The sequence below is a fragment of the Cognaticolwellia aestuarii genome, assembly GCF_002000025.1.
Taxonomy (GTDB): domain Bacteria; phylum Pseudomonadota; class Gammaproteobacteria; order Enterobacterales; family Alteromonadaceae; genus Cognaticolwellia; species Cognaticolwellia aestuarii.
The window spans coordinates 1-17,359 of sequence record NZ_MUZV01000004.1; the positions used below are offsets into that span (position 1 = coordinate 1).

A 17,359-nucleotide genomic window follows, 5' to 3' on the forward strand; every position below is an offset into this window, starting at 1 on the left:
CAACCGCGTCGATGTTCAAAACTTTGGCCTGAATGCTTATCTTCACCACATAAAAACGCACGCCTGACACAGCGTGTCATACAGTGATAGTAAGGTGTATCCACTAAACTGATTTGTTGCTTTCTGGGGCTAGTCATCACGTATCTGATATAAATGAGAAAAGGTCATTTGAGCTTAGTCCATAGACTAAAATTGTTCAATTTGGAATGGGTGTCCTTTAAATTTTTCTTAAACACGCTGAGTCTTTAACAAGCGACAACGCTATCATCGGCCCCAACTTGTTATTGGTTGAATGCTTGGTGGGTCAACTCAAACAATTAATGCTATCCATCGAACGTTTCGACCATGAAATTAAATCAATTTATAAACAACATAGCGACCGATTTATATTTGATAGTTTGCCAGGGGCTGGTCCGCAAATGGCGCCAAGATTATTAGCGGCGATGGGCTCAAACCGTGAGCGTTATCAATCGAGTGAAGAGGTACAGAAATATGCGGGTATTGCACCAGTAACAGAACGCAGTGGCAAAAAAGAATGGATACATTGGCGCTACTCATGCACCACATTTTTACGGCAGACCTTTGTTGAATGGGCAGGTCAATCAGTGCGATATTCATTTTGGGCCAAGGCTTATTATGAACAACAAAAAAGTAAAGGAAAGCCGCACAATACTATTATAAGAGCACTGGCTTTTAAGTGGATAAGAATACTGTTTCGGTGTTGGAAAACGAAGACCGCGTATGATGAATCAACGTATTTAGAAGCCTTGAAACGTAAGGGCTCTCCCTTGTTGAAATATGCGATGGAAAGCAAGTTTTAGGACTTGCGGTCCACCTCAGGGCGTGTTGTTATGTGTTTTTACACTATCAATATGATTATTAAGAGTAAAGTACCAACAGTTAGATAAATAAAGTTATTACCAAGACCTTTATTTTCTTCTTGTAAATCACCTTTCAACTTTAGAGCCTCTAGATTTGTGAGGTGTTTACAATGAGGACATTTAGCCTCCCTCTTATTAAACTGTAAGCCGCATCTAGAACATTGTTTAGAGTGAATGTAGTACCGGGGAAAAATTTTAATTACTCCAAACTAGAGAAACACATAACGCTATTTTAAGCTGCAAATTAGAGTTGGTTATAATCGCGAAGCGATTACCAGCTGTAATTTGTCTGCTTGAAAATTCTTGTTAGCAATATAAATTTCAGTTGCGCGCCTTAACTTCGACAGTGTATTTCCACATATCTGCCTCATCATCACCAAGTTCAATACTCGCACTACCACCTTCAGTACTGAGAACAAATTCCGGCATGTCCATATAAGACTCGCCGTCTTCGTTAATACAAGACATTTGCCCTTCTAGCAAAATAGCCGTTTCATCTTCCTGCGAGATCATCCCCGAATAAGTACAATCCCCCGTTTGAGTCGTTCCTTTATGACCAAAAGAAAGAATTTCGAAAGATGGAAAATTCAGCATAGATTTCGCATCTTTCACAATAACCGATACCTCATAGCTACTTGCTGAAAGCGTTAAACCGGGGAACCCGAATAACAGTAAAGCTAATATCTTAGTTCTCATATGACTCAATTTACCTCCATATTGCTAACAGCTTATTATGAGGAAATAATCCTTGTTTAAACAAGGAAAAAATCCTTCTTTCATATTTTTATGATAATCAAAACATACCTGATTTATTCACTGCCTACAATAAGTTACTAATAAAACATCTCGTTATGCCAAAGACATAAACGAGAATATTTCCTTTTTATTGGATGAAAGCAGGAAACTACACAGAACTGTATAAATAAACAGTTAAATTATTAACTCTCTTTTTCTTACCCATATTAAAGAGCAGATGTGGACATAAAGGTATGCAAAACACACTATCGAGTCTTATTTATATTGGATAAAAGTGTTTATCATTTTTAATAAAAGAAATAAAAGGAGGCAATGTCGACTTAAGCAATAAGCACCAAAGTAAGCTGTATTTCACTGATTATAAAGAGCCAAGAGAGCGATGAGTCGATTACAGGTTAACAATATATAAACTATTTACTCTGTTCTACAATGGTGATGATTCATTCAAATCCTGCCGCCCTGTTAACGTTTACTGCTGTTTCCTTGCTATACGTTTTTACATCAATACTTTTTTATTTGATGATTGTGCTGCCTTTCACCATAACAATCCAAAACTTTAACAGTGTTTTATTAATAATTTAGGACAAGTATCCATCTAATTTTTGCAGTAGCTATTCAGTTTTTTGGGCTAGGCTGATTTTATATAAAGGTTTGACTTACCAATGCGATTGCAATGAAAGACAGTAGTATTTTTAGTATTGTTTTATAATGATGTTCACTGATGATTGCTTTAAGTTTGATACCTAATGGCAGAAAAACGATAACAATGACTAGTACCAGTGTTGAGCTGTAAATGGTTTCGGTAGTAAATTTAAGACTGACTGTAAACAAAACCAGCTGTACAAGTTTTCCGAATAAAAAACAAAGATTGGTTGATTGTATGATTTCACTTTTTGATTGGCCTGATTCAAGCGAGTACATAATGAGTGTCGGAGCCATAACATTCGTTAAGCCTCCTAAAAATCCTGATACTAAACCGAAAATTACTTTAGAGATCTCTGGGTGTTTTCCGATCCAATGAAATCTTACTTTAAATGTATCCGTAATTAAGTAAATCACAATCGCTAAAGCAAGAATAACTTTGAATATTGGGGTATCAAATTGGATTAAAAAAACTGTACCAAATAAACTACCAAAAGCAGTATAAGCAACTAACTTGTAATGTTTTTTAATGGCTTTGAAAACTTTACCTTCAGATTTTATGCTGACTACATTAATAAATATATTTGGAATAATCGTCAGCATTATTGCTGTTTGCACATCAGTGAGTAGAGCAAGCAATGGTGTTGCTAACATTGGAAATCCAAAACCAATACTGCCATGAACAAGCGCAGCAAAACCACAGATAGTAGTGAAATATAAAATCAACTCAAAATTCATAAATACCTAATGCTAATGTGATGTTCTTTGCCGACTAACAAAATCCGAAAGGTTACTCATTTTTATGTTATTTTTGATTAAAAAATGTTATCTGCATTATTTTATTTTCATAATTAATGTTTTGTAGGGCACTCTAAATCAACAACCTAAAAGTCACTAAACTTTATCCGCATACCATCATAAAAAATGACATAACCCATAGAGTGATGTCATTTTGATATTTTTATCAAACGTGTCTAGCGCAGAGTAACACAGTAAAATAAATTACGATGGCTCATAATCTAAATTTGCCGACAGCCAACGCTCCGCTTGTGGCATGGTCATTTCTTTTCGGGCGGCGTAACTTTCTACTTGGTCTTGTGCTACTTTAGCTACCGCGAAGTATTTAGACTCTGGGTGGGCAAAGTACCAACCACTTACCGCTGCCCCTGGCCACATGGCAAAGCTTGAGGTTAGTTCCATACCAATGTTTTCTTCAACATTAAGCAGCTGCCACAACAAACCTTTTTCGGTATGCTCTGGGCAGGCAGGATAACCGGGTGCGGGTCGAATGCCTTGGTATTTTTCACGAATTAAATCGTCGTTCTCTAAGTTTTCGTCTGGCGCATAACCCCAATATTCTTTACGAATTTTCTCGTGTAGATACTCAGCGCTTGCTTCGGCTAATCGGTCGGCCACGGCTTTAATTAAAATGCTGTTGTAGTCGTCGTGCTCAGCATCGAAGGCTTTGACTAAGTCTTCTACGCCAAAACCTGCCGATACCGCAAATGCGCCAACATAATCGTTAACACCTGAGGCTTTATCGGCCACGTAATCGGCTAAACAGCGGTTAAATTGCCCTGCTGGCTTTTTACTTTGCTGACGTAGCTGGTGCAGCTTCATTAGTTTTTCCGTGCGTGAATCATCAGTATAAAGTTGTAAATCATCTTGTTCACGATTGGCAGGAAACAAGCCAAACACGGCTTTTGCGGTTAGTTTTTTATTGTTGATAACATCGTCCAACATGGCGTTGGCGTCATTAAACAATTTAGTTGCTTCTTCGCCGATAACTTCATGTTTCAATATTAACGGATACTTACCCGATAACTGCCAAGTCATGAAAAACGGTGTCCAATCGATATAGTTTCTAACAATGTTCAAATCGATATTATCAAGCACACTGACGCCTAATTTATTCGGCACTTTCGGCGTGTAGCCCTCAAATGAAATTTGCACGGCATTCGCCCGTGCGTCTTTTAATGAAATTAAACTTGAACGCGGGCCTTTTTTATAATGGCGTTCGCGCACTTTTACGTATTCAGCATTTTGGCGCTCTATAAAAGCGTTTCTGTGCTCGTCAGAAAGTAAGGTACTAACTACCGATACTGAGCGCGATGCGTTCGGTACATACACCACAGGATGATCATACTGCGGCGCTATTTTCACCGCTGTATGAGCTTTTGAAGTGGTTGCGCCACCAATTAGTAACGGCAGGTCAAAGTTTTGTCGCTTCATTTCTTTGGCAACATGCACCATTTCGTCAAGCGATGGCGTAATTAAGCCCGACAAGCCGATAATATCGACCTTTTCTTCGCGGGCAACGCGTAATATGTCTTCACACGATACCATTACGCCTAAGTCGATAATTTCGTAGTTATTACATTGCAGCACCACACCAACAATGTTTTTGCCAATGTCGTGAACATCGCCTTTTACTGTCGCTAGTAATACTTTACCGTTAGATTTAACTTCGGTTTTTTCTGCCTCAATAAACGGGTTTAAATGCGCTACCGCTTGTTTCATTACCCGCGCAGATTTAACCACCTGGGGTAAAAACATTTCACCTGCACCAAATAAATCTCCTACCACATTCATGCCGTCCATTAACGGCCCTTCAATAACATCTAAAGGTCGCTTAGCTTCTAATCGTGCTGCTTCGGTATCTTCAATAATAAATTCGTTAATACCTTTAACTAAAGAGTATTCAAGGCGTTTGTTGACCGCTAATTCACGCCATGAAAGATCGGCTTTACTGTTTTGGCTTCCGGCTTGGCCACGAAATTCTTGGGCTATATCTAATAAACGTTCGGTAGCACCATCGTCTGAGTTCTGAATAACATCTTCAACTGCTAAGCGCAGGTTGTCAGGAATATCAGAATAAATCGCTAATTGCCCAGCGTTAACTATGCCCATGTCCATACCCTTTTTTATTGCATGATAAAGAAATACCGCATGAATCGCTTCACGTACTGGGTTATTGCCACGGAACGAAAATGACACGTTAGATACGCCGCCTGAGATCATAGCGTGGGGTAAGTTTTGCTTAATATCGCCTACCGCTTCAATAAAGTCGCGTGCGTAGTTGTTGTGCTCTTCAATACCTGTAGCTACAGCAAAAATATTCGGGTCGAAGATAATATCTTCTGCTGGAAAACCAATTTCATGCACCAAAATTTGATAAGCACGCTTACATATCTCAAATTTTCGCTCACGTGTGTCGGCTTGGCCTTTTTCGTCAAACGCCATAATAATAACCGCAGCGCCGTAACGACGTAGCAATTCGGCTTGTTCGCGAAAGTTATCTTCGCCCTCTTTTAAACTAATGGAGTTAACCACCCCTTTACCTTGAATGCATTTAAGGCCCGCTTCTAAAATATCCCATTTAGACGAGTCGAGCATAATTGGCACTTTGGCGATATCTGGCTCGCCGGCAATTAAGTTTAAAAAGCGTACCATGGCGGATTTTGAATCCAACATGCCTTCATCCATGTTGATATCAATAATTTGCGCGCCGTTTTCAACTTGCTGTAAAGCAACAGCAATGGCTTGTTCGTAGTTTTCTTCGGTAATTAAGCGTTTAAAAATAGCCGAGCCAGTAACATTGGTGCGTTCGCCAACGTTAACAAACAAGCTGTCTTCTTTAATGGTTAGCGCTTCTAGCCCCGATAAACGACAGGCAATTTCTTTCGGCTTAATTTCACGCGGCGCAATGTTAGCCACGGCATCAGCCATGCCTTTTATATGATCAGGTGTGGTACCACAACAGCCGCCAATAATATTTAAAAAGCCAGATTTTGCCCATTCAGCAACATGTCGGTCCATCTCTTCAACGGTAAAGTCATATTCACCAAAGGCGTTGGGTAAACCGGCATTAGGATGAGCAGAAACAGCCACATCAGAAATACGGCTTAATTCTTCAACATATTGGCGTAACTCAACTGGGCCAAGTGCACAGTTTAAACCAAATGAAATCGGCTTAGCGTGGCGAAGCGAGTTATAAAAAGCTTCGGTGGTTTGGCCTGATAATGTGCGCCCAGAGGCATCGGTAATGGTGCCTGAAATCATGACAGGAAAACGCTCGCCGCGAGCTTCAAATACGGTTTCAACGGCAAAAATAGCTGCTTTTGCATTTAAGGTATCGAATATAGTTTCGATTAAAATAATGTCACTGCCGCCATCAAGCAAGGCGTTAGTTGATTCAATATAAGCGTCTTTTAGTTCATCAAAGGTAACATTACGATACGCTGGGTCATTAACATCAGGCGATATTGAGCAGGTACGGTTTGTTGGCCCTAACACACCGGCAACAAAGCGCGGTTTATCGGGGTTTTGTGCGGTAAATTCGTCAGCCACTTCACGGGCTAATTGCGCTGCCGCTAAGTTAATAGCTGCGCTGTAACCTGCCATGTCGTAATCGGCCATGGCAATGGTGGTGGCATTAAAGGTGTTAGTTTCAAGAATATCAGCGCCAGCGACTAAATATTCACGGTGAATGGCTTTAATCACCTCAGGCTGGGTTAGCACTAACATATCGTTATTGCCTTTAACATCACTGTGCCAGTCAGAAAACTGCTCGCCGCGATAGTCTTGCTCTTCAAATTTATACGCTTGGATCATAGTACCCATTGCGCCATCTAAAATAAGAATGCGTTTATCTAACTGCGCTTGTAATAAGCCATAAGAAGCTGATTGCACAACTTTTGTTTGAGAATTTTCTAATTTAGACACGAGATTTTCCTGGATGAATAGCTTTAATATGGTCTGCATCTAATTGATACGGCGTAATTTGATAAACGTAATAGTTTAACCAATTGGTAAAAAGCAAACTTCCATGACTGCGCCAGGTATTGGCCACATCGCTTTTTGGGTTGTTATCGCTAAAATAATGTTCAGGTACGGCGACCTTGCCACCCGCATCAAGATCACGAAAATATTCGTCGCTTAATGTTGATGCGTCATATTCGGGGTGGCCAGTAAGATAAACCTGCTGCTTATTTTTACTGGCGGCTAAATAAACACCAGCGTCAGCCGACTCGGCTAATATTTCTATGTTATCAAGTGATTGATAATCGCTTTTATCGATATAACCATAACGAGAATGTGGCACGTTAAAGCTTTCGTCAAAACCTCGCGTGAGTTGATCATTCGGCTTTAAACAACGATGGCGGTAAACACCAAAAAGCTTTTGCTCGCGTAAATGTCGCTTTAACCCGTAATGATGATAAAGCGCAGCATGTGCTGCCCAACAAGAAAACATGGTGGAGGTGACGTTTTGCTCTGCCCAGTCAAACACTTGGCAAATTTTGTCCCAAAAAGTTACCTGCTGATAATCGAGTAATGCTAATGGCGCACCTGTAATGATCAAACCATCATACTGCTTATGCTTAATATCATCGAATAAGCGATAAAAGTTATCTAAATGTGCTTGCGGTGTATTTTTAGATTCATTGGCGTGAATACGTACAAATTCAACATTAATTTGTAACGGCGTATTCGCCAACATACGCAAAATTTGCACTTCAGTTTCAATTTTATTAGGCATTAAGTTAAGAATGGCTACTTCCATTGGTCGTATTTCTTGATCGGCAGCACGACGTTCAGACATCACAAAAATATTTTCATGATCTAAAATCGTCAAAGCTGGCAGTTCATTGGGGATCTTAATGGGCATAGCACTAACCTAATATCAAATATTCTCAAAGTATAAAATAACGCTGGAAAACAGCATTATTACTCACAAATTTTATCTGTCTATAATGTGACTTGGATTTCTAGCTATGTCAACCTCTAAACGTATAGACGTCTAAATGTTTTTTTTATAATAAATCAGTTTTATTTATTAAGACGATAATTCGGCTGGAGGAGCTCATGATGAAATGACAAAAGTAAAGTAGTGTTCAAGCAAACAAAATCAATAACTCGTTCGAGGTTTAATGGACTAGTGAATTTACAGAAACTGAACTTACGAATAGCGCTATATCAGCTGAAGCTGAACGTTTTCAAATATAATATATTGCAGAGAAGACGCGCTCTAGGCAGGTAGGTTTTTAATAAAAATTACACGTTGATTTGTTAGCACCTAAAGGTTATACACCTTAGGAAATATGCATGGTACTGTAATAAATATTAAAATAGTTAGCTTAAGCGCTTACCAATAAACACAACGCTATTAATAAACAATTAAGCTCAGCGCGAGTTACTTTTTACGGTACTTAACATAACCATAAACGTAGTTTAACAACACAGCTATAACTAGTAGCAAAACACTGGAAGACATCTGTTTTTCACTCAAAAGATTTAAGTGCCAAAAGTAAGCGATAATGGTCAAACATATCGCAAATAGTAACAGACTTATCCCGATACTTTTTACAAAAGCTTTCGGCTTAGAGAAACTCCCCTCTTTGTAGCCAGTAATAAGACCCCTACGCCCTTTGAAAATAATCAAATAACCACAAATAGCACAAGGTAAAATGGCAAATGCTAAAATAAATAAAGCTTCTATTATCGACTCAAGCATAACGCACTTCCTTGATGCTACCGTTAAGCCTAAGCTCAACAAAAACAGTAAATCAATTAACTAAAATCAGGCAAACAGACTCTTAGTCTTGTTGTAGCCTAACAACCAATATTTTTTATATCATACTGACAAAAATAAGCACAAAAGCTAACAGTAAATATTTAATACTATCCCTTGAAAAGGTGATCTTAGATTGAAACCAAGTTTTAACAGGCACAATTAACAACATCGGCGACAACAACAAAGCCCTAAATAGGGCTAATGTACCAACGGCTCCAGCTAACTCACCAAAATCAATAACCTTAGATTGATAAAACTGCAGCGCATAAGTCAGTACAACAAGTGCCATAAAGCCTTTGATAAGCCTTGTACTGCGTTGGACTTTACTGATTTGGCTTTTCGATAAACTCAAATCTTCCATAATATAAGCTCCATAATGATCTCACAGGTCATAAAGTTGGCTATCACTAAGTTAGTGGCAATAATAAAAGCCAACAGTATGTTGAATTATTTATATAATTTACTATTAATTTATTTCTCTTTGCAATAGCGCAACCATGCTGCCTGTTTTAGCTGACCAAACATTTTGTGCTAATTCTGGTGTTAATATCTGCACGACTAGCCACCCTTCCTTGCCCTCTCGATTAAATATTTCAGCAAAGTCAGGCAGTTTAGCCTTTTTAATTCCAGCTAAAAAGCCTTCTTTATTCGGTAGTTCTAGCGTTTTATATTCGTATTTTTTCATTTTTATCACTTCCTGGTAATCGAGGTCATGAATACTAATATCAAATACAGACGCTAATGCTTTTTTAGATTGAAGCGATGCTGATGCTTCATTTTCAATTCGTTGTATTGTTCTAAGATTCAACCCTGTTGCTATCGCAAGTTCATCTTGTGACCAGTGCTTTTTATTTCTTAAATCAATAACTAAATTTGCATTAATTTTCATAAGTATCACAACCTATTATTTTAGAGACTGATAAATTACCGACAAAATTACTAAAATATTTACGACAAAGCGACGAGATAGTAACGACAACTATACGACACTTTTACGACAGTTGTGAAATAAGTAAACAAGTTAAAAATAACAGCACTTTACATATCGATTTATCAGCCTGCAACCTGCTCTGAATACTTAATAGGCCATTACTACCCAGCAACGCCTAGCATAAAAAACATCTTGTTAATTACCCCCTGAGAAAGAGGATGATACAAGCAACAGCATATTACGCTAAAGTGCATGATTGGTTATTAAGTTACTAAGTTGAGTGAGTGGTTTGGTGGTTTGGCGGTTTGGCGGTTTGGCGGTTGAGTATGATCGAATTAATGGACTCAACAACCAGTATAAACAAGCAAAGAGGATCATCGTACCATCAACTATATAGAAAACGACGTACGTAACCCTCTATGTGAAGAGCTATTTAGTAACCTAGTTATAAAAAGCTTCAACTGTTCCTTTTAATGTTATCAAAAGAGGTTGTCCTCGACGATCTAAGGCTTTAGGGTGAGGGATTTTTACCCATCCTTCACTGATGCAGTACTCTTCAACATCTGAGCGTTCTTTGCCGTTCAACAAAATACCAATAGCGTGTTCAAAAATTTCTGCTACGTGGTGTGGGCTACGAGGGTTACCTGAAAGACGATCCGGTAAAGCCGGCAACGAAGTACTATCGTTCATGTTAATGACCTGAATTAAATAAAAGTGCGCTATTGTAGACAATATCATCGTAGCGCTCAAGAACTGCCATCGAGTTAAATAACAATATTATTGCCTTAAAGCAAAGGTTTGTCTGGCTAAGCTAAGCTGCCGCATTACATAAAACTACCACACTTTATATAGATTTTATGTCGATATATAATCTTTCTTGCTCAGTAAACAATGATTCTACGTGTTGTTTTATTTCAATATCGGAACCAACTAGCTGAAAATCATAACCGTTACCATTACCGTCAATAATAACTGACAAACAATTACGACCAATATTGACTGTCGACATTCGCGACACACTAACATCAACTTGCGCTGATTTTTTTACAAAAGGTACTGTTTTCAATCTCGAGAACTCAATCATATTGCCATTTCGCTTTATCAAATTAGCTGGCGAATTTTTAAATTTATATTCATGACTAAAACGATAAGACACCATAAAGCAAAAAATCGACAAAAATAAAAGGTATATCTCAACTTCGTTATTATAATGCCAACTCATAAAAGCAACGGCTAAAAGTAAGCTAGCAAGTAATATTATGCTGTTTCTATAAAATATATTAGTCATGTTCAATTGGCTCATCTCTTCAATATCAAACGTATGAAAATAGTGAAAAATTTCGAACAGCATAAACTATCGCAGGAAAAATTTCTAACGAAATAAAGGCCTATTCATATGATTTTAATAGCGATATTATTGAAACAACGAGTCGATATTAAGCAAAGCGATACAGCCTTGATGATATCCATTTCGGTTTTAAAGTACCCTCCACCTTAGCGATTATTTATGACCAAGGGTACGTAATTTACTATACAAAAGTGAAGTTGAGCCAAGCATTAACCGCGACTTATTTAAAACTTTATTTGCAGCGTTATGATGGCGATGCTAACTTAGCAATAAGTGGCTCATTGCCTTTACCGTTGACCTTTTAAGAGATAAACCATGGACTTATTACAAGGACTACTGTTAATTACCTCGATACATTTATTAGCCGCAGCTTCACCGGGTCCTGACTTTGTTTTAGTATCACAGCAAACACTATTAAACGGCAAAAAATCAGGTTTTATGGTTAGTATCGGTATTGCCCTAGGCCTGTCTGTACATATTGTTTATTCAACGTTAGGTTTAGCTGCAGTTATTGCTAATTCCAGTGCCGCTTTATGGACAATAAAAATTATTGGTGGTTGTTATTTACTTTATTTAGGTATTCAAGGTTTACGTTCGAAACCCAAAAGCAACAGCGCGGATGGCGTTACTGTACAGCCTGTAGAGAAGCATTCAAGCTTAAAGTCGCTAACAAAAGGCTTTTTATGTAATGCTTTTAACCCCAAAGCACCAATTTACTTTGTTGCATTATTTACCGTTGTTTTATCGCCAAATTTACCAACATTACATCTAGTTATTTATGGCATTTGGATGATGGTATTACAGCTATGCTGGTTTTCAGCCGTAGTAATATTACTTTCTCGACCAAGTGTTAATAGAAAATTTCAACATTTGAGTCATTGGATTGATCGCGTACTCGGTGGGGCTATGGTTTTACTCGCCTTAAAAGTACTGAGCAGTAAAATACATTAGGTAATCAACATGACAACTTCACAAGAAAAAAAATATACAAGTTTTGCCTCATTCTACCCCTTTTACTTAAGCCAACATCAGAATACTACCTGTCGTAGATTACACTTTATTGGTTCGAGTTTAATATTAATTATGCTGTTATACATAGTGCTCAACGGTGCTTGGGTGCTGCTTTGGACCTTGCCTTTATTAGGCTACGGTTTTGCTTGGGTTGGTCACTTCTTTTATGAAAAAAACAAACCAGCCACTTTTACCTACCCTTTATATAGTTTTATTGGAGATTGGGTTATGTATAAGGACATAGTAACCGGTAAAATTAAATGTTAACTTGCCCTTATTTTTATTGCGCTAAGTGATGGCAGCACTGCCAAGGAGTAAACCCAGTGACGATATATATTTCATTACTCAGAGGTATTAATGTCTCAGGCCAAAAAATTATAAAAATGGCCGATTTAAAAGGCCTTTACCAATCACTGTCATTGCAAGATGTTAAAACCTACATTCAAAGTGGTAATGTCATTTTTACCAGCGATATCAAAGCACCGGACGAACTTGCAACAAAGATAAGCCAAGCTATATTTGCCCATTATCAATTTGAAGTGCCGATATTTGTGCTTACGCTTGAGATGTTAAAAGCTGCGCGACAGCAATTACCGTTTGACGATATTAACCTTGATAAAGAAGGCAGTAAGGTGTTGTTGTGCTTTTTATCTGGCAAGCCTGACAACGCGATAGAGCTGTTATCTCCCTACTTAAAAAGTAATGAGCGATTGTGCATAAATGACAACGTACTTTATATCTATTGTCCTGATGGCTCAGGACGGACAAAGTTAACGCATCGAAATATTGAACAAAAGCTTGCGTTAAGCGCGACAAGTCGTAATTTAAAAACTGTCGATAAGCTTATTGAACTTGGCTCTTGCTAGTAACCCTACTAGTGACTGTAAAGTACTCAAACGATTTACGACATAATAGCTAAAGCAATTGAGTACTCTATATCAGTGAGGAAAAGCAACTGATAACAACTAATGGCAACTAATGGCAAGTAAAGTAAAACTTATCTAACATCATGTAAAAAATATTTGACTCATAATAATTTATTATCTAAAGTCTAAATATTGTTACATCAAGTCTAATATTTTATACACCACTTTTGATAAGCCTATTCTATATGTCGGGCTTTCTACATTTTGAGGTGATAAGTAATACCAGCTCCATTAATGGGTTGATTTATTTTATACGTTGAAACAAACGGCCAAATACAAGGTAGTTACTTTAATAACGAGTTGTTCTAATGATTAAATAAATAACGAAGCAGTTGGTTGTTTTAACAAGTAGAAATGATCACACAGTTAGTGCGATTGGGTTAATAACGATAAGCGAGGATAGGTTATGTCATATAAAGAAAGAAGTATTTGGGTATCACTCGCTATTACTGTATACATTTGGTTTAATTATTTTTCGGGTATTTATCACGCTGCGCAGCAAAATGAGTTAACCATTAGCAGTATGCAATCAGCTTTACTCAATGTAGTAATAATGACCATAGCGTTAGAAATACTGCACCATATTGTTATGGCGATAATTGACCATAAAAACACTAATTACGACGAAGATGAACGAGATAAGCAGATATCATTGATAGGTAATACAAATGCATATTATATTTTAAGTTTCACCGTTATTACTGCGGTGCTGCATTTACTCTTTCCTGTGATGACACAAAGTTTGGTCAGCGCACTTAATTTACCCAGTGATTATGTCATTATTAATATAATTATTTTTGGCGCTTTGATCGCTGAAATTACAAAATTTTCGACACAAGTGTTTTATTATCGTAGGGGCTTTTAAAGTGACAAAAAGCATTTCTAATCAGATCCGCCGTTTACGTTTTAATCGCAATGAAATGACCCAACAAATGTTAGCCGACGCTGTCGGGGTATCTCGACAAACTATTGTCGCGATTGAAAAAGACAAATATTCGCCATCATTAGAAGTGGCATTTAAAATTGCACTATATTTTGATGTGCCATTAGAGTCAGTTTTCCAATACCAATAGCACCGGTGTAAGCAGCATTTACCATAACACTTGATCTATCTCGTTTAACAATTCTTGAGCTTGCTGATTAATACTGTCAATTTGATGCTTTTTAATCACTGTTTCTAGTTTGAGAGCAATTTTAGATAAGTCTGCAAAACCGAACATTTGTGCTGCACCTGCAATACGGTGCGACAACCTCGACAGTTGCTCAAGATCATTGTTATTGATATGTAAAACTAAATCTTGCTGCTCTAATACTAAGTTAGATTTAAACTCCTCTACTAAGTCTGACATTTCTACTTTATTGAAACTATCATTTGCTTGTTCTTGAGAAATAGCATCGCCATAATACTTAGCTATAGTAGGAATAAATATCTTACGCTCAATAGGTTTGGATAAATGACCATCAAAGCCTAAAGACAAGTAATGTGCTATTTCATGTGACATTGCATTGGCTGTTAAGGCAATAATGGGGGTTTCACAGCCTTTTTGCTGCAATATTTTAAATGCTTCAATACCATCCATTTCAGGCATTTGTATATCCATTAGCACTAAACTTGGCTGATGTTGTTCAAATAAAGCGACTGCTTCCCGCCCATTTCGAGCTGTCAGCACCTCTAAGCCCAACGAAGCTAACAGACGAGCAATGAGTCGACGATTATCATTGTGATCATCTGCAAGTAATATCGTGCCTTGTAGTTTCTCATGTTCCGTCACTAAATGATTATTGGCATCATTTGCAAATATGCTGCTTTCATCACATTGCTCAGCAGTGCTCGCCTGACAAGGTAAACTAAAAACAAACACGCTGCCTTGATTTAGTTCACTTTCAACATCTATTTTACCGCCCATAATTTTGGCTAATTGATCGGATAAACATAAGCCTAAACCCGTACCACCAAAACGTCGGCTGATACTACTATCACCTTGAGTAAAACTTTCAAATAAATTTTGCAGTTGCGAACTGCTCATACCGATACCACTATCAGTGATCTTAAATATTAAGCTGCCATCATTACGAGTAATTTTAAGTTCTACGTGACCTTTGGGGGTAAACTTAATGGCGTTTGAGCATAAATTAATTAAGATTTGTTTAACACGGAAACCATCAATTTCAATTAAAAAAGGTTTTGGCAGGCTATGCACAATTTCAAATGTCAGGCGTTTTGAGCTCGCTTGCAAAGTGAATATGTTGGCAAGTTCTTGCAATATATCATGTAAGTTTTGTGTTTGTAGTTCTAACTCTATTTTATTGGCTTCAATTTTACTTAAATCAAGAATATTATTGGTTAGCTCTAACAGGTGTAAGCTATTTCCATGAATAATTTCCACTTCTTTATTGATAAACTCATCATCTACATCACCACTAATAATCGCCTCTGCTTGGCCAATAACCGTTGTTAACGGCGTTCTGATTTCATGGCTCATATTGGCTAAGAACTGACTTTTGATCTTATTAGCATTTTGTAATTCCTGCATTAAGTACTCAAGTTCAGTTGTTCTTTGTTTTACTTTTGACTCTAGATCTTGCGTCGAGCGACGCTCAATATCTCGTCGGGCAATTAAAAAACCAATTAATAAGGCAGCGAAAATAACAATAATAATAAAGTTGCGTTCTTGAGATGAGCGTTCGCTTTCAAGCTCTTGTAAACGTTTTTGTTGTTTCAATTGCTCAACTTGTTGTTTAAGTTGTTCAGAATCAAATAAGGCTAATTGCGAATTAAGCTGACTATTCGCCATTTCAAGATGAGTTTGTAAAAAATCTGCTTGGCTTTTTACAGCTTCAAAAGTTTTATTTTGTGCTGCCAAGATCAGTGAGCGCAGCGACAGGTTATGCTTTAGTTGTTCTTTGTATTGCATTTTATTCGCAACTTCACTGGACTGCTTTACATACCTTAGGGCTAATTCTAGTTTACCTTGGTGAAAATAGGCTTTGGCTAAGCTATAAAGGCCGCCAACATAAGCATTGTCATGACCCTGTGCCACGCTTAACCGTATGCCCTCTTTGGCATATTTTATCGCTTGTTCTATATTGCTTTTATGGTTATTGAGTTCAGCTAAGTTATGTAAGGTTGAAGCTGCATTATAGTCGTCTTGGTTTTGGTGGTGAAAATCAAGAGCCAAGGTCATGTAGCGTTCGGCTTGCTGATAATTACCGGCATACCGGTAAGATGAGCCTAAGTCACTATAAGCCATTGCAAGGCCGATTTGATCATTGAGTTCTAATCGCTTTTCAATCACCGCATGAAACATCGATATTGCGATATCAAAACGTTTAAGCCGTAAATGTAAGCCCGCAATATTGTACTGAACGTCGATTTTATCTTTCTCACTACCAAAAGACTGATAAAGTGGCAGCGCTTGTTGGTAACTTACTAATGCACTTTCAATTTTTGACGTTGCAGCATGCACCAAAGCAATATTATTGTATAAGTTTGCTTGAGCAATAGGCGCATTAATTGTTAGATAATAATTTAGTGCTTGTTGGTATGACTGTAAGGCTAAAACATTATTGCCTTTGTAGTATGCATAAACCCCGATTCTTTTATAGGCATCGGCTTCAATAGCGTAAAAATCAAATTTATGCGCAAGTTGTTGTTCTTCTTTAGCAACCTCAATTGCTTTGTCGAGTCGGCTTAGTTGGTGATATATTTTGCTTTTACTTGCTAAAATTGAAAGTTTATTTAGTGTTGATAGCGTTTTATCAGCACTGAGGGAGTTAACCAAAATTAAAGCTTGATTTTTATCTGTCATTCCTTCAAGAGTTAATAATTTTTGTCCTAGGTTTTTACCAAGGTATTCACTTGTTCTCTCACTGTTAGCTGCAAAGCTAATAATAAGCGGGAAAAATAATAACAACAGTCGACTGGCAAAAGCCATTGAGACACCTTAAAAACACCAGAAACTCTTATTACCGTTAACAATAATGCTTCTTCACGATAAACAATTATTTCAATTGAAAAAATATATGAGCGCTATTTATAGCATTTTGCTATTACACTAACAACGCTAACAGTGAGTGATTTCGAGATTACCTTACCCGCTTTGATTTAATCGAAAAAATTATAGCTATTAGACAGATAAATAAGGAAAAAATGATTTTACCCTGACTGCTTAAATGAAAATAAAACAAGGCTTAAATATTCTTATTTTGCCCCTTTGAGGTTTTGTAAAAATATAAAAGCAGCTCTGTGAATTACTATTTAGACAAGCCAAAACGGCGGTGAAGTGAAAG

At 37.5% G+C, this 17,359-nt stretch carries 15 protein-coding genes and 1 pseudogene; 6 read left to right on the forward strand and 10 right to left on the reverse strand.

The annotated features are described in order from the left end of the window. Positions 1 to 227: 227 nt before the first annotated feature. Positions 228 to 821: pseudogene (locus tag B0169_RS06950) on the forward strand (transposase); the annotation flags it as partial. Between the two features lie 381 nt (positions 822 to 1,202). On the opposite strand, the gene B0169_RS06955 reads toward B0169_RS06950, so the two are convergent. The 9 genes from B0169_RS06955 to B0169_RS06995 all read right to left on the reverse strand — a co-directional run bounded on the left by B0169_RS06955 (position 1,203) and on the right by B0169_RS06995 (position 11,072). Then, positions 1,203 to 1,577, reverse strand: coding sequence for a hypothetical protein (locus B0169_RS06955; protein WP_077285257.1), 375 nt, complete (start codon positions 1,575 to 1,577; stop codon positions 1,203 to 1,205). Positions 1,578 to 2,276: 699 nt separating this feature from the next. Then, complete coding sequence (locus B0169_RS06960) at positions 2,277 to 3,017, reverse strand: sulfite exporter TauE/SafE family protein (protein WP_077285258.1); 741 nt, start codon at positions 3,015 to 3,017, stop codon at positions 2,277 to 2,279. A gap of 264 nt (positions 3,018 to 3,281) precedes the next feature. Continuing rightward, positions 3,282 to 7,004 carry a methionine synthase gene (gene metH, locus B0169_RS06965; protein ID WP_235838503.1) on the reverse strand — a complete coding sequence of 1,241 codons (3,723 nt, stop codon included), beginning with the start codon at positions 7,002 to 7,004 and terminating at the stop codon, positions 3,282 to 3,284. Beyond that, positions 6,997 to 7,947, reverse strand: a complete 951-nt coding sequence (locus tag B0169_RS06970; protein WP_077285260.1) for a homoserine O-succinyltransferase — start codon at positions 7,945 to 7,947, stop codon at positions 6,997 to 6,999. Before B0169_RS06970 ends, metH begins: the two co-directional genes overlap by 8 nt. A gap of 525 nt (positions 7,948 to 8,472) precedes the next feature. Then, positions 8,473 to 8,793, reverse strand: a complete 321-nt coding sequence (locus tag B0169_RS06975; protein WP_077285261.1) for a hypothetical protein — start codon at positions 8,791 to 8,793, stop codon at positions 8,473 to 8,475. A 115-nt stretch (positions 8,794 to 8,908) separates the two neighbouring features. Continuing rightward, complete coding sequence (locus tag B0169_RS06980; protein WP_077285262.1) at positions 8,909 to 9,214, reverse strand: hypothetical protein; 306 nt, start codon at positions 9,212 to 9,214, stop codon at positions 8,909 to 8,911. Positions 9,215 to 9,319: 105 nt separating this feature from the next. After that, entirely contained in the window at positions 9,320 to 9,742 is a 423-nt protein-coding gene (locus B0169_RS06985; protein ID WP_077285263.1) for a DUF4177 domain-containing protein, read from the reverse strand. A 483-nt stretch (positions 9,743 to 10,225) separates the two neighbouring features. Next, positions 10,226 to 10,474 carry a DUF3297 family protein gene (locus B0169_RS06990; RefSeq protein ID WP_077285264.1) on the reverse strand — a complete coding sequence of 83 codons (249 nt, stop codon included), beginning with the start codon at positions 10,472 to 10,474 and terminating at the stop codon, positions 10,226 to 10,228. Between the two features lie 154 nt (positions 10,475 to 10,628). After that, positions 10,629 to 11,072, reverse strand: a complete 444-nt coding sequence (locus B0169_RS06995; RefSeq protein ID WP_235838505.1) for a hypothetical protein — start codon at positions 11,070 to 11,072, stop codon at positions 10,629 to 10,631. 375 nt (positions 11,073 to 11,447) lie between these two features. On the opposite strand from B0169_RS06995, the gene B0169_RS07000 reads away from it, so the two are divergent. The 5 genes from B0169_RS07000 (at position 11,448) to B0169_RS07020 (ending at position 14,142) form a co-directional block, all read left to right on the forward strand. Next, the gene (locus B0169_RS07000) at positions 11,448 to 12,083 is read left to right on the forward strand and encodes a LysE family translocator (RefSeq protein WP_077285265.1); all 636 of its coding nucleotides are present in this window, start codon (positions 11,448 to 11,450) and stop codon (positions 12,081 to 12,083) included. Positions 12,084 to 12,092: 9 nt separating this feature from the next. Beyond that, complete coding sequence (locus tag B0169_RS07005; RefSeq protein ID WP_077285266.1) at positions 12,093 to 12,410, forward strand: Mpo1-like protein; 318 nt, start codon at positions 12,093 to 12,095, stop codon at positions 12,408 to 12,410. A 56-nt stretch (positions 12,411 to 12,466) separates the two neighbouring features. Continuing rightward, positions 12,467 to 13,009, forward strand: a complete 543-nt coding sequence (locus tag B0169_RS07010; protein ID WP_077285267.1) for a DUF1697 domain-containing protein — start codon at positions 12,467 to 12,469, stop codon at positions 13,007 to 13,009. A gap of 466 nt (positions 13,010 to 13,475) precedes the next feature. After that, positions 13,476 to 13,934: a hypothetical protein gene (locus B0169_RS07015; RefSeq protein ID WP_077285268.1), complete on the forward strand. Its 459-nt coding sequence runs from the start codon at positions 13,476 to 13,478 to the stop codon at positions 13,932 to 13,934. 1 nt (position 13,935) lies between these two features. Then, entirely contained in the window at positions 13,936 to 14,142 is a 207-nt protein-coding gene (locus B0169_RS07020; protein ID WP_077285269.1) for a helix-turn-helix transcriptional regulator, read from the forward strand. A gap of 18 nt (positions 14,143 to 14,160) precedes the next feature. Here the strand turns inward: B0169_RS07020 and B0169_RS07025 are convergent, their stop codons facing one another. Then, complete coding sequence (locus B0169_RS07025; protein WP_077285270.1) at positions 14,161 to 17,004, reverse strand: response regulator; 2,844 nt, start codon at positions 17,002 to 17,004, stop codon at positions 14,161 to 14,163. Positions 17,005 to 17,359 lie beyond the last annotated feature (355 nt).

What these genes read in the sequence shown, in the direction of transcription:
- B0169_RS07005 (WP_077285266.1), top strand. Translation starts at nt 12,093, where the DNA reads ATGACAACTTCACAAGAAAAAAAATATACAAGTTTTGCCTCATTCTAC.
- B0169_RS06990 (WP_077285264.1), bottom strand. Translation starts at nt 10,474, where the DNA reads ATGAACGATAGTACTTCGTTGCCGGCTTTACCGGATCGTCTTTCAGGT.
- B0169_RS06975 (WP_077285261.1), bottom strand. Translation starts at nt 8,793, where the DNA reads ATGCTTGAGTCGATAATAGAAGCTTTATTTATTTTAGCATTTGCCATT.
- B0169_RS06995 (WP_235838505.1), bottom strand. Translation starts at nt 11,072, where the DNA reads ATGACTAATATATTTTATAGAAACAGCATAATATTACTTGCTAGCTTA.
- B0169_RS06960 (WP_077285258.1), bottom strand. Translation starts at nt 3,017, where the DNA reads ATGAATTTTGAGTTGATTTTATATTTCACTACTATCTGTGGTTTTGCT.
- B0169_RS06970 (WP_077285260.1), bottom strand. Translation starts at nt 7,947, where the DNA reads ATGCCCATTAAGATCCCCAATGAACTGCCAGCTTTGACGATTTTAGAT.
- B0169_RS07015 (WP_077285268.1), top strand. Translation starts at nt 13,476, where the DNA reads ATGTCATATAAAGAAAGAAGTATTTGGGTATCACTCGCTATTACTGTA.
- B0169_RS06955 (WP_077285257.1), bottom strand. Translation starts at nt 1,577, where the DNA reads ATGAGAACTAAGATATTAGCTTTACTGTTATTCGGGTTCCCCGGTTTA.
- B0169_RS07000 (WP_077285265.1), top strand. Translation starts at nt 11,448, where the DNA reads ATGGACTTATTACAAGGACTACTGTTAATTACCTCGATACATTTATTA.
- B0169_RS06980 (WP_077285262.1), bottom strand. Translation starts at nt 9,214, where the DNA reads ATGGAAGATTTGAGTTTATCGAAAAGCCAAATCAGTAAAGTCCAACGC.
- B0169_RS06985 (WP_077285263.1), bottom strand. Translation starts at nt 9,742, where the DNA reads ATGAAAATTAATGCAAATTTAGTTATTGATTTAAGAAATAAAAAGCAC.
- B0169_RS07025 (WP_077285270.1), bottom strand. Translation starts at nt 17,004, where the DNA reads ATGGCTTTTGCCAGTCGACTGTTGTTATTATTTTTCCCGCTTATTATT.